Origin of the sequence: Pseudomonas peli, assembly GCF_900099645.1 — a bacterium.
GTDB classification, from domain to species: domain Bacteria; phylum Pseudomonadota; class Gammaproteobacteria; order Pseudomonadales; family Pseudomonadaceae; genus Aquipseudomonas; species Aquipseudomonas peli.
The window spans coordinates 175,293-188,295 of record NZ_FMTL01000003.1 but is presented as its reverse complement, the minus strand read 5'-3'; the positions used below and the strand labels follow the sequence as shown (position 1 = coordinate 188,295).

Annotated in this window: 7 protein-coding genes; 2 read left to right on the top strand and 5 right to left on the bottom strand. The window is 63.8% G+C overall.

All coding sequences use genetic code 11. The features are described from left to right. Positions 1-10: 10 nt before the first annotated feature. The 5 genes from BLO50_RS15415 to recC all read right to left on the bottom strand — a co-directional run bounded on the left by BLO50_RS15415 (position 11) and on the right by recC (position 9,965). Entirely contained in the window at positions 11-775 is a 765-nt protein-coding gene (locus BLO50_RS15415) for a substrate-binding periplasmic protein (RefSeq protein ID WP_090254477.1), read from the bottom strand. Between the two features lie 104 nt (positions 776-879). Further along, entirely contained in the window at positions 880-1,320 is a 441-nt protein-coding gene (locus BLO50_RS15410; RefSeq protein WP_090254475.1) for a hypothetical protein, read from the bottom strand. A 7-nt stretch (positions 1,321-1,327) separates the two neighbouring features. Then, entirely contained in the window at positions 1,328-3,154 is a 1,827-nt protein-coding gene (gene recD / locus BLO50_RS15405; protein WP_186343781.1) for an exodeoxyribonuclease V subunit alpha, read from the bottom strand. Further along, complete coding sequence (gene recB, locus BLO50_RS15400; RefSeq protein ID WP_090254471.1) at positions 3,154-6,699, bottom strand: exodeoxyribonuclease V subunit beta; 3,546 nt, start codon at positions 6,697-6,699, stop codon at positions 3,154-3,156. The genes recD and recB overlap by 1 nt, the downstream gene beginning before the upstream one ends. Continuing rightward, entirely contained in the window at positions 6,696-9,965 is a 3,270-nt protein-coding gene (gene recC / locus BLO50_RS15395; RefSeq protein ID WP_090254469.1) for an exodeoxyribonuclease V subunit gamma, read from the bottom strand. The genes recB and recC overlap by 4 nt, the downstream gene beginning before the upstream one ends. A 338-nt stretch (positions 9,966-10,303) precedes the next feature. Between recC and BLO50_RS15390 the strand changes: the two genes are divergently transcribed. After that, on the top strand, positions 10,304-11,950 hold the full coding sequence (locus BLO50_RS15390; RefSeq protein ID WP_090254467.1) for a Na/Pi cotransporter family protein: 1,647 nt from the start codon (positions 10,304-10,306) through the stop codon (positions 11,948-11,950). A gap of 153 nt (positions 11,951-12,103) precedes the next feature. After that, a complete protein-coding gene (locus tag BLO50_RS15385) occupies positions 12,104-12,952 on the top strand; it encodes a phospholipase C/P1 nuclease family protein (protein ID WP_169852807.1) in 849 nt (282 codons plus the stop codon). Positions 12,953-13,003 lie beyond the last annotated feature (51 nt).

The window sequence follows — 13,003 nt, the reverse complement described above, 5'->3', positions numbered from 1 at the left end:
CTGCGCCAACTCAGGGCGCAGCGACCTCACTCTGCTGCAGGTTGCGCTCAAGCATGCGCTGATAATCGCCACTGGCGCGCAACTGCGCCAAGCCCTGATTGAACTGCGCGATGATCACCGCCGCCTGCGGGTGGCTGCGCGGTACGATCAGGTGCAGGGTGCTGCGGTTGATGGCGCTGTTGGAGCGACGAAAGCGTTCTAAAGGCACACCGCTCAATTGCAACGCGGTCTCGCCCAGGCGTCGATCCGAGATAAAAAAATCATCGCGGTCCATCAACAACAAACGGGCGCACTCATTCAATCCGGTAGGGGAATGCCGGCGTAACTGCCCATCATCCAGCAACTGCTGAATGATGGGTGGCGGCTGCCAACCCAGCGGGTAGCAGAGTCGCAACCCTTGCATACTGGGGACATCATCGAGCTCGATTACCTCACCTGCCCGGCTGAAAATATACTGCTCGGCGGTAAACAACGGCTCCGAGTAGAGAAACACCTCTTCACGCTGCGCAGTGCGGACATACGGGAATGTCGCGTCGTAATCGCCTTGCAGGGTTTTCAGGTAACCGCGCTTCCAAGGCTGCCAGTCCAGGCTGCTGGCGATGCTGCTGCGCTGCAACGCCGCACGCACCAACTGCGTCAGCATGCCACCTGCAGGCAGCGCCTTGCCGGTAAAGGGCGCGTAGTCATCGCCGGTGACTAGGCGCAACGGCGCCGCCAGGACGCTGGTGCAGAGCGCCAGGCTTAAGAACAAACAGATAAGTGTTCGAATGCGCATTGCGCCTCAACCTTAGCGGTCAGCACCGCGGCGGATCGCAAAACTCAGTAATTGCTTTCGCAGTGTAGGCGTTCAGACGGATTACACGGCAGCCTACCGCAACGTCAGCGGCGGTATTGACGGATCATGCCCAGCAGAAAAAACATCATCCCCAGCCCAAATACCAACAACGCGATGATCGGCCCCCAATGACCGACCAAAGCTTGCAAACCCTCCAGTAGCAAACTGCTCAAGTATGTCTTACGCCCTGAAGAGTTGGGTACATAAATACCCTGCAACCAGGTTTCGTAGGCACCGTATAAGGGCAGCAAACACAATGGCAACAGCAGCAGGCATAACCAGAAGCCCACATTGCTGGAACCAAATAAAGCTCTGCTACGGTAGCCTTCTTGAATCAACTTGAAGCTACAAACCGCGGCATAGGCCACGCCGGCAATAAGCAGATAACGCTGATAGCTACCGGGGCTTCTCCACAGACCAAGGCTGGCGAAACCTCCCAACGGCAAAAAAAGCACGGCCCATATCGTCAGAAAAACATACTTCATACGGTCCTTAGAAAAGCGAAAATTGAGTGGAGCCGTCTGCTGCGAATGGCTGCGGCGTTGCTATTAAAGACGTTGTGGCCAACCGCTCAGCCAAACCAGCCGCCCGCTCGGCGCGGGTGGCCACGGCTTCGCTTAAACGCGCCGGCAAACCCCAGATTTCCACCTTGTGTTTGGCGCGGGTGATGCCGGTGTAGAACAGGCTACGGGTCAGCAGGGGGCTGGGCAGTTCGGGCAGCATCAGCAGCACTTCACTGAACTCCGAGCCCTGGCTCTTGTGCACGGTCATGGCGAAGGCGCTGTCGTGGCTGGGCAGGCGGGCCGGGGCGAAGGGGCGGTAGCCGTCTTCGCCTTCAAAAAAGACGCGCAGGCCGTATTCAGTGTGCAGGCAGATGCCGATATCGCCGTTGAACAGGCCGAGGGCGTAGTCGTTCTGCCGCACCATGATCGGCCGGCCGACATACCAGCGCTCGCGGCTGGCCACCTGGCTGCGGCGTTTGATGCGGGCCTCCAGGGCTTCGTTGATGCCGGCTACGCCCCAGGCGCCTTCGCGCTGGGCGCAAAGCGCGCGGAAGGCATTGAACGCGGCGAAGGCGGCGGCGGGGTCGGCGCTTTTGGCGGCGCTGATATAGGGCGCGTAGCCCTGATCCAGACGTTCCAGCAGCTCGTTGGGCGTCGGCTGGGCATTCCAGGCCAGATCACTGCGATCTTCCTTGAGCAGGTTCAGCGTACCGCTGACATCGCCGCCGTTAATGCGCCGCGCCAGCTCACCGATGCCGCTGTCGCCGGCAAAGCGGTGGCTGTGGGTCAGCAGCACCACGGCGTCGCCGAGCTGCGAGTTAGGTTGGCTAACCGGCACCTGCTGGCCGGTGATGCGTTGCAGTTCGCTCGCCGCCTGAGCATCAAAGCCACGGCCCTCGCAGAGTTCGGCAAACACCGCACCTGCTTCCACGGCGCAGAGTTGATCCTTGTCGCCGAGCAGGATCAATCGTGCAGTGGGCGGCAGTGCATCGAGCAGTTTGGCCATCAGCGCCAGGTCGACCATCGAGGCTTCGTCCACCACCAGCACATCCAGCGCTAGGGGGTTGGCCGCGTGATGCCGCACCTGCGGGCTGTCGCCCCGACTGCCGAGCAGGCGGTGCAAGGTGCACGCCTCATCCGGCAAGGCGGCTTTGATCGCCTCGCTGACCGGCAACTCGGCTTTGGCATTACGGATCGCTTCGGCCATTCGCGCCGCGGCCTTGCCCGTAGGCGCGGCCAGGCCGATAGCCAGATTTTCGCAGCCGGGTTGCTCTAATAGCGCGGCGAGCAAACGCACTACGGTGGTGGTTTTGCCGGTGCCGGGACCGCCGGAGATCACTGCCAGCTTGCGCCGCACCGCTTGCGCAGCTGCCAGTCGCTGCCAGTCCGGTTGTTGCGCATTGAACGCAAACAGCCGGGTCAGGCTCTCGCTCAATTGCGCCTCATCCACCGCAGGCAGATCGTCGGCGCGCTGCAGCAAATGGGTCGCCAACTGGCGTTCGTAGGCCTGGTAGCGCGCCAGATAGAGGCGGCCGTGTTCAAGAATCAGCGGGGTGAAATCACCGTCGCCGCCCACCAGGAGTGAGGCTTGCAGCTGCACCTGCCAGTCGGCCAGCGCCGGCAGGCGGAAATCCTGTTCGGGCCAGGGTCGCTGCCCCGCCAGACGCACCAGCGGTAGGCAGACATCGCCCTTGTCCAGAGCCATACATAGCAGCGCAGCCGAGGCCAAAACCACAGGTGAGGCCGCCGGATCAAGGCGCTGCAGGCTGTCGACCAAAGCGCGTTCCAGCGGGCCGAAGGGCAGATCGTTAAGCATCACGCGCCCTCCGCAAACAGGTTATCCAGGGCATCCAGTAACCCATCACTGGGCCGCGAGAAATACACCCCAGCGTTCGGCATACCGCGCAGAAACAGGTAGTAGGCACCGCCCAGCTGCTCATTCTGGAAGTCATCCAGACGCTGACGCAGAAAGCGCCGCAGCGCCACCAGGTAGATCAGGTATTGCAGGTAGTAATGCTCGGCGGCCAGGGCCTGCAGCAGGCGTTCGCCGCCGTAGTAGCTGGCGTCCGGGCCGAGCCAGTTGGATTTGTAGTCGGCGATATACCAGCGCCCATCGTGTTCGAAGGTCAGGTCGATAAAGCCCTTGAGAAAGCCCTTGAGGCTGTCGAATTCCAGCCGCGCCGCCGCCTCGCGCATGGGCGCGGCCAGACCATGGGCCGGGTCGCAGAGAATCGCCCGCAGGCGCTGCACATCCAGCCCGGCCAGGGGGAAGATAAAACCCAGTTCCGGCAAGCGCCGCACCGGGTTGAGGCCGGCGAGGGTCAGGCCATTGCCATCCAGATCGGCGTCGATCACCTGTTGCAGGTGAGTCAGCGCCACCGCCTGCCAGTCGCTGCTGATGCCATGGCCGCTTAGCCCTGGCTCAATCAGCTCAGCCAGCGCAGCTTTGCCCCGCGCCCAATCTTCCAGAATCGCATGCAAGCAGGTACCAGCCCGCGCGCCACGGGGGAAGGCGAAGAAGCCGGTGCCCGGCTCGCTGGCATCCGGCAGCACCAGGCCATCGCGGTCTGGCGCTTCCATATGCATACCGGCGGCCAACCCGGAGAAGCTGCCGACACGCCAGGCGCTGTGCAGGCTGCGCTGCAGGGTGGCGAGTTGCTGCGGGGCCGGGGCGCGTTGCTCGCCGGCGGCGCTGGCCTCGCTGTCACGCAACGGCTGAAGGGTCATCTGGCCCTGGCTGCTGGCGATCAGCTGTTCGAGTTCGGCCCGTAGCCCATGCGGACTCAGGCTTTGCAGATGGCCGGCCAGCTCGGCCAGGGCATCTTCACCCGGCAATTGGCGGCCATGCAGCAGCCAGGCCAGGGCGCTGCTGTGCAGGCCGCTGTCGCCAAGGGTGCCGTCTTTTCTGGGCTTGCAGTCCACTGGGCCCCAGTGCAGCCACAGGCGATCACGGGCGCGGGTCAGGGCAACATAGGTCAGGCGCAGTTTCTCGGCGAAACGCTCATGGCGGGCGCGTTCGCGGTGCGTGTCGATCTGCTCGCCGCCCAGGTCCAGCAGCGGTGTGCCGTCGTCGGCGTGGCAGCTGATGTCTTCGCTCTGGCGCAGCAGCGCGCCGTCCCACAGGTAGGGGCAGAACACCAGCGGGTATTCCAGCCCCTTGGAGGTGTGGATGGTGACGATCTGCACCCGTTCGGCATCGCTTTCCAGGCGCAGCAGGGCGTCCTCGCCATGGGCCTCGGCGCTGCGTTGGGCGTTAAACCAGGCGAGCAACTGCTCCAGACCGGGGCGTTGCAGGCTCTCGGTTTGCAGCAGCTCGGCCAGGTGCAGCAGGTTGGTCAGGCGGCGCTCGCCATCCACCAGGGCCAGCAGGCGCTGGGCAACCTGCTGCTCATCCAGCCAGGCGCGGAAGGCACGCATAAAACCTTGTTGCTGCCAGAGCTGGTGGTAACGCTCGGCATCTTCGCGCTCGCGGTCCCAGGACTGGGCATCCTCGGCACAAGCAGCCAGCACCTGGGCACTGCGGCCCAGCAGACGGCTGGCCAGGGCATAACGCAACGCGCCTTCACGGCCCGGCTCGGCATAAGCAGCCAGCACGGCGGACAGCTCATCCGCCTCTTCGCTGTGCCAGACGTTCTCCTTGCCGCGGCGCACGCTGGGCACGCCACGGGCCGCCAGTTCTGCAGCCACCTCACTGGCCTGACGGTGGCTGGCGACCAGCACAGCAATATCGCCGCCCTTAAGTGGAATCTGTTCGCCCTGATCGTCGAAATAGGCCTGGCCCTGACTGCTGGCACTAAGCACCGCAGCGACACGCCGCGCCGTATCTCGCGCCACCAAGGTGCCCGCCTCACCTTTGCCCAGATAGTCGTTATCCAGCCAGACCAGCGCCAGCGGCGCGTCCGCCTCGCCCTCCATGGGTGGCAGCACCAGCTGCGGGCGCGGGCGATCGCTGGCCCCGACCTGCTGATAGGCCAGGCCTTTTTCGGCGAACGGCATGGGGCGGTCGAACAGCTGGTTAAGCGCGGCGATCAGCTCAGGTGTGGAGCGATGGTTGGTGGCCAGGCTGTATTGCCGCGCGGCTTCGCTGCGGGCTTTTAAATACGTGGCTAAGTCGGCACCGCGAAACGCGTAGATGGCCTGCTTGGGGTCGCCGACAAAACACAGATCGCCAGCGTCCTGATAGATGCGATGAAACACCCAGTACTGCACCGGGTCGGTGTCTTGAAATTCGTCGATCAGCGCTACCGGATATTGCGTACGCAAGGTGCCGGCCAGGTGTTCGCCCCCCTCGCCTTGCAGCGCCTGCTGCAACTTGTTGAGCAGATCATCGAAGGCCAGCAGACGCTGCGCTGCCTTGCGCGCCGGCAGTTGCTCGTTGAGCTGGCCGATCAGACGCACCTGCAGGTCGATCAGCCGTTGTTCGGCCTCGGGCTGCGCCGAATCCAGCGCATCGCAGAGTTCCTGCAGCGCAGCAGCCAGGGGATTGGCCGGTGCTTCGCAGCCCTTTTTGCTGGCCTTGTTTAACCCTTCGCGGGCCAGCCGGCGGTGCGACTCGGTCTTGCTGAACAGCGCTGCCGCATCGCTGAAATAACCATCAAGCTCAGCCTGCCAAACGCCCAGCTTGGCCGGGTTGCACATATTGCTCTTAAAGCCGTCGAAGGCCTTGAGCTGCGCCAGCCAGGCGGCGCTTTCACTCAGCCAGCAGCGCTGCGCCTGCTGCCAGGCGGCGCGCAGGGCGCTCATCTCGCTGCTGGCACCGGGTTGCGGCTCGATACGCAGATAGGGCTTGCCCAAGTGATTGCGCAGACGCTTGCGCAGGCTCTGCGGGGTGATTTTCTGCTGCACCAGAAACGCCGCCCATTCTGGCTCGGCGGCGGCCAGCTCATGCCGCCAGAGGTCGGCAAGCAGGGCGTCGATAATCTCGCGGTCGTCGTGGGTCAGCTCGTTGTCAAAATCACCACCGGCCTCGAACGCAGCATCCTGCAATGCGCGCTGACAGAAACCGTGAATGGTAAAGATCGCCGCCTCATCGAAGCCATGCACCGCCAGCAGCAAACGCCGATGGCTGGCCGCGTCCGGATACTGGGCACGCAGATCATTGAGCAACTTATCGTCGCCTGGGCCGTTGTCATACACCGCCAGCAGCTCGGCCAAGCGTTTACGAATGCGCTCGCGCAGCTCAGCGGTGGCGGCAGTGGTAAAGGTCACCACTAGAATCTGGCTGACGCTGAGCTGCTTCTCCAGCAGCAGACGGGCGTACAGCGCCGTCAGGGTCCAGGTCTTGCCAGTACCGGCACTGGCCTCGATCAGCGAGCGGCCGGTGAAGCTGTCCTGCAGCAGGTTCAGGCTAGCGCTGCTCATGCTTCGTCCTCGTCACTACCCTGCAGGGCATCCAACGCCGGGCCGTAGAGTTGTTCGGCCAGCGCCTCGAAGCGTTCGTCCAATGCCTCGCGGTCGCGAAAGGCCAGGGCATTCCAGGGGTCTTGGCCTTCGCCGGTCATATGGTCGTTGCCTTGCCACATCAACCGCGCTTCGCTGCGGGCAGCGTCAATCGGTTCCTTGCGCCCGGGGTTGCGCCATTTGCGGGCAAAACCGTGGCTGCATTTGGCAAACAGTGGCAGCGGCTCGCACAGCGCGCTTTTGTACGCCTCCAGCCAGGGTAAGAGCAGCTCACTGGCATTCGCCAACGCGCCCAGACGCCATTCGCTTTTCGGTGAGAGCAGGCGGCTGTCGCGGCTGATTTCGGGGGTGGCAGCGCAGTTGAGCAGCAGGTGACGCAACCAGAACGGCGCCAGCTCCCAGGCGCCGAGATCACGCAGGCGGTAATCAAACAACCCCCCACTGGTCACGCCATCCAGCCAGCCGTGGATGCGCACACCCGCCAGCTCGATATCGACCAACAGCGGTTGCGGCGCGTCATCCGGGCGCTCGTCAAACAGGGTTGGCGCAAAGGCGCGGATTGGCCCGCGAATCTGCCCCCAGTGCGCCTGGCCCAGTTCGCCCACTGGCAGCCAGCCGGACGCCGCAGCTACGGCGCGCTCCTGGCGTTCACTCCAACCGTTCTCGATAGCCTGCAACGCCAGCTGCCGCAGGCCATGCTGACTGGTCCACTCGACGCTAAAGGGCTCGTCGCCGGCCAGGGTTTCCTCGCTCTGCGCCAGTCGCAGGCCAAGGCGTTGTTCCAGCAGGTAGCGCGCCGGGTGTTTGAAACAGTGAATCAGCTGGCTGGGTTCGATAGAGAGCGGAACGCCGCCCGGCAAATCTTCATCCGGCTTATCCAACGGACTGGCAAAGGGTGCGGGGGCTTGCACCGCCTGACTCAAACGCTGCGCAGCGTGGAACCAGGGCGCGGCAAAGCCGGCATGGCGGTTGCCGGCGAAGTTACCCGGCGCGAAGGGTTGCAATGGATGGTGGTGAGTAACCCTTGCGCTGGCCGGGCCGTTGCCATCTACCGCCGTGAGGTCGACCACATCCAGCAATTCGCTGACCAAAACCGAAGGCGGCAGCTCGGCGTTGCTGCGCGGGTCGCGGCCGACGTAGCTCAGGTATAGGCCGCCACGGGCCGAGAGCAGGGTTTCCAGCAGCAGGTAACGGTCGTCCAGACGGCGTGCGCGGTCGCCACGGCGGGGTTTCTGGCTGATCAGGTCAAAGCCCGCTGCCGGGGTGCGGCGCGGCAAGGCGCCGTCATCCAGGCCAAGCAGGCAGACCAGTCGGAACGGCAGGCTGCGCATCGGCACCATGGTGCAGAAGGTCACCGCACCCGTGAGAAAGCCCGAGGCGGCGCTGCCCTGCTCCAAGGCGGCGGTCAGTTGCTGGCGGATCAGCGCCAGCTCAATCGGCCGCTCGAACCCCGAGGCGTCGCCCTGTTCCTTGAGCGCCGCGCTGGCCTTGGACAGCAGCAACAAGGTCTCGCCGGCCTCACGCTCATCAAACAGCTGATCGATCAGTCCTTGCAGGGATTCGGCCCATTCGCCCAGGGCGCGCGGCCGTTGCAGGCTCTGCGCCAGCGCGGCCAAACGCTCGACAAAACCGGCCAAGCGCCCGAGCAGTTGTGCGCGGCCACCTTCCAGCGCATCCAGCGGCCAACTGTCACCCAGCAACGGTGCAGCCAGACCGGCCAGCTGCGGCGGCGCGGCAAAGCCCAGCAGCAGGCGGTCCAGCCCTTGTCGCCAGGTAAAGGCTGCGTCGGCAGGCAGGCCCAGTTGCTCGCGGTGCGTTTCATCACGGCCCCAGCGCACGCCCGCGTCGCGCAGCCAGTCGCGCAGCAGCGGTAAATCTTCGGCTTCGATACCTGCGCGGCGGGCAATAGACGGCTGTTCCAGCCAGGCGAGGATTTCCTCGGCAGCAAAGCGGCTGTCCGGCAGCGCCAGCAGGTTGAGAAAGGCTTCGATCAGCGGAATTTCTGCGCGCAGGCTGCGGTCAGCCAGGCTGAACGGCACGCGAGGCACACCCTCGCGCGGGGCGAACACCGCTTCGATATAGGGCGCATACCGCTCGATATCCGGGGTCAGCACCACCACCTGATCGGGCGTCAGCGCGGGGTCGGCGGCAAAGCGGGCAAGCAGTTGGTCATGCAGGATTTCCACTTCGCGCAGCGGCGAGTGGGCGACGTGCAGCTCCAGCGAGCGGTCGTCTTCGCGCAGCAACAGGCGCTCATCGGCTTGGCGTGTACGCAGGCGCAGGATGTCGTTCTGCAGCGCCTGTAACAGGCTGGCGTCGTGCAGGTCAGCATCCTCGGAATACAGGCCGATTTCCTGACTGCCCTCGCTGGAGGCCAGGCTAAACAGGCTGTCGAAGAAATCGCGACCCTGCTTGCCCAGGCTGGCCAGCAGCGGATGGCCGACATCCAGATACCAATCGTCCGGACTGAGCTCAGACTGCCTGGCCAACTCACGAATATCGCGAATCTCGCCCCAGGCTTCGCGGCACGGGTTGAGGGCGAAAACAATCACCTGGGTATGCCGCGCCAGGCCTTCCAATACCCGCATATGGTGCGGCGGCAGCGAACTGATGCCGAACACCAGCACGCGCTCGGGCAGCCCGGCGATGGGCGTGGCGTCATACAAGCGGGTGAGCAGCTCTTCCAGCAACCGCGCGCGGTGTGGATGGCCGTCTTTGGTCAGCTCGCGCCAGAGCAGCGCCTGCCAGGCTTCATCCGGGCCGAGATCGAGCAAGTCGTTGCGCTCCCAGGCGGCCAGCCAGTCGTCGCGATACAGCAGGTATTGGTCGAATACGTCAGCGATCTTCACGGCCAATGACAGCCTGCGGCGCTCATCGCCACCGTCCAGGTAATGCGCCAGACGCGGTGCTTCAGCCAGCTGGGCCGGCTCGCACAGCCAGTCATACAAGCGCCAGCTCAGGCTGCTGGGACTGAATGCCGACTGCTCCGGCAGTTGCCCCAGGCACAGGCGCGAGAGGTCCCAGACGAACTTGGCCGGCAGCTGCACCTCCAGCTGCATGGCAATGCCCTGCTTGCGCGCCAGCTCCAGGGTCAGCCAGCGCCCCATGCCCTGACTCGGCACCACCACCAGCGCCGGCGCAAAGGGCTCACGCATCGGCGTGGCGAGCAGGGCGGTGGCCAGCTCGCCAAGGGTTTCCAGGTCAGGGGCGTGATAAAGCGTGAGCATCAGAGGGGGCGCTTCCGTTCAGTAGCGGGCAAGAACCTGCTCACGACCTGCTGCGCGTCGGCCTGGCGGCGTTAAAAACAGCCTCGGATGCTCATTTACAGCTCGTAAACTCCGCTTCCTCGGCCGTTTTTGCCTTGCCCGGCTCTAGCTCGCTAGATCGTAAACAGGTTCTAAGGTTATCAGCTCACGCAGCTTGACGGGATTACGCGACAGCCTGTGTCGCTCGCTGGCGCGCAGCGCCAACCCCAGCTAAAGCTAAACATAGGGCTTTAGCCTTCATAACAAGTAAAAACCACGCGTCACGCTGCAACCGGGCTGACGCGCCAGGGAGCAGCACCATGCTCACCCTGCTGAATCTTCTGTCTGCCGTCGCCTTGCTGATCTGGGGCACCCATATCGTCCGTACCGGCATCCTGCGGGTGTATGGCTCGCACCTGCGCAAGGTGCTTAGCCATAACGTCAGCAAGCGGCCGCTGGCCTTTGCTGCCGGCATCGGCGTGACCGCGCTGGTGCAGAGCAGCAATGCCACCGCGCTGCTGGTCACTTCGTTTGTCGCTCAGGGACTGATGGCGCTGACTCCCGCGCTGGCAATCATGCTCGGTGCGGATATCGGCACGGCGCTGATGGCGCGGGTACTGACCCTCGACCTGAGCTGGCTGAGCCCGCTGCTGATCTTTCTCGGCGTGGTGTTCTTTCTCTCGCGCAAACAGACCCGCGCCGGCCAGCTTGGCCGCGTGGCCATCGGCCTGGGGCTGATGCTGCTGGCACTCGAGTTGATCGTCGCCGCTGCCACGCCAATCACCCAGGAGCAGGGCATCCGCGTGCTGTTTGCCTCGCTGACTGGCGACCTGCTGTTGGATGCGCTGGTCGGCGCGCTGTTTGCGCTGACTTCCTATTCCAGCCTGGCAGCCGTGCTGCTCACAGCAACCCTGACTGGCGCCGGTTTGATTAGCCTGCCGGTGGCCATCGGCCTGGTGATTGGCGCCAATATCGGCAGCGGCGTGCTGGCCTTTCTCACGAGCAGCCTGCAAACCCCAGCCGGGCGACGCGTGGCCCTGGGCAGCCTGCTGTACAAACTGATCGGCCTGCTGCTGGTGATGCCGTTTCTCGATCCGCTGGCCAACTGGCTAGACAGCCTGAACTGGCGCCCCGAGGAGCTGGTGATCGGCTTTCACCTGCTCTACAACAGCCTACGCTGCCTGCTGATGCTGCCCACAGTCGGGCTAATGGCACGCTTCTGTAATTGGCTGCTGCCGGATCGCCCGGACGAAAACGGCGTCGCCCGCCCGCGCCATCTCGACCCCACCGCGCTGGCCACTCCCAGCCTGGCGCTGGCCAATGCGGTGCGCGAAACCCTGCGCATCGGCGACCTGATCGAAACCATGCTCAACCACCTGCTGGAAGTTTTGCGCGGCGGGCAAACCGCTTTGGGCAAAGAGCTGCGCCGCCTGGATGACGATGTCGATGCGCTCTATAGCGCGGTCAAACTCTACCTGGCGCAGGTGCCACGCGAGGTGCTGAGTGAGCACGACAGCCGGCGCTGGGCGGAGATCATCGAGCTGGCTGTTAACCTGGAGCAGGCCGGCGACATCATCGAACGCATGCTCGGCAAAGTGCAGGATCAGAAAACTGCGCAGCGCCATTCCTTCTCGGACAGCGGCCTGGAAGAACTCACCGCCCTGCACGCCCAGCTGCTGGCCAACCTGCGCCTAGGCCTCTCGGTGTTTCTCTCTGCCGACAAAGAAAGCGCGCGCCAGCTGCTGCGCGAAAAACGCCGCTTCCGCGCTCAGGAACGCCGCCTAGCACACGCCCATGTCAGCCGCCTGCACCATCAGGTGGTGCAAAGCATCGAAACCAGCGCCCTGCACATGGAGCTGATCGCCGACATGAAGCGCCTCAACTCACTGTTCTGCGCCAGCGCCTATGTGGTGCTGGAAAGCAGCGAGACAGGGGCCTTGCATCAGGAAGACAACGGTGCGGATTAAGACGCACAAGAAAATTGGTCTATACCACCAAACCTTAGTTGGGTTGAGGCAACCCGACGCATAGGCTTTAAGTTGGAGTGCGGCATTGCAACAGTTCTGCCATCAATGACCGCTAATACTGCTCAACTCCAACAACAAAAGAGCGCCTTCCCTATGAAAACCCTCACCTCCCTGGTCGTTGGTCTAGGCCTGGCTTTTAGTGCCAGTCACGCCAGCGCCTGGTCGCAACCTACGCACAAAAACATCGTCAAGGACGCCCTGGCCTTCCTCAACTCGGCCCATGCCACGCCCGAGATGAAACGCGCCTACCAGTTCTACGTCGGCGCAGCCGGCAGCGAAGCCCGTGCGGGGGAAATCCTCGGCCAGGCGGCCTATGACGTTGACGATTTCCAGGACACCCGCCTGGGCGGCTGGTGGGTCGGCTATGAGCACGCGCCGGTTTATGGTGCCGCCGCTTCGCTGGTCAACTACACGTCGTACTGGCACTTTATCAACATGGCCCGCCAGGGTGACGCCCACGGCAACGACCACGGTGGCTACGACTACCGCTACCGCAAGGTAGATGGCAGCTGGAGCGGCGACGTTGACTGGTACGCCATGGTTTACCTGTACAACCGCGAGCTGAAGAAAAGCGACTTCGACACCACCGAAGCGCATTACCGTCAGGGCACTTCCTCCAACTGGCAGACGCACTACGGTGACTTCCAAACGGCAGCCTTCCAGCCCATCGATAATCTGGCCAAATACTGGTTCGATCAGTTCAAGAACGCGCCCTCGCTGCAAACCATCGGTTACTCGCTGCACACCACCGGCGATGTCGCGCAGCCGCACCATGCCTGGGTTACGTCGGGCAATGGCCACTCCGGCTGGGAAGGCTGGGTGGATGATCACTACTTCAGCGAGGGCCTGAACAATATGGCGGCAGTGGCCAACCGCGTCGGCAGTTACGATCCGCAAAAGCCGATCCGCGATCTGCTGACCCAGACCGCGCAGGTTGCCTAGCAGCGTCCCGAGCCGCTGTATGACACCAGCTACGCTACGCGCCTGCGAGTG

Coding starts and splice junctions, on each gene's coding strand:
- BLO50_RS15415 (WP_090254477.1), bottom strand. CDS start 775: ATGCGCATTCGAACACTTATCTGTTTGTTCTTAAGCCTGGCGCTCTGC.
- BLO50_RS15410 (WP_090254475.1), bottom strand. CDS start 1,320: ATGAAGTATGTTTTTCTGACGATATGGGCCGTGCTTTTTTTGCCGTTG.
- recD (WP_186343781.1), bottom strand. CDS start 3,154: ATGCTTAACGATCTGCCCTTCGGCCCGCTGGAACGCGCTTTGGTCGAC.
- recB (WP_090254471.1), bottom strand. CDS start 6,699: ATGAGCAGCGCTAGCCTGAACCTGCTGCAGGACAGCTTCACCGGCCGC.
- recC (WP_090254469.1), bottom strand. CDS start 9,965: ATGCTCACGCTTTATCACGCCCCTGACCTGGAAACCCTTGGCGAGCTG.
- BLO50_RS15390 (WP_090254467.1), top strand. CDS start 10,304: ATGCTCACCCTGCTGAATCTTCTGTCTGCCGTCGCCTTGCTGATCTGG.
- BLO50_RS15385 (WP_169852807.1), top strand. CDS start 12,104: ATGAAAACCCTCACCTCCCTGGTCGTTGGTCTAGGCCTGGCTTTTAGT.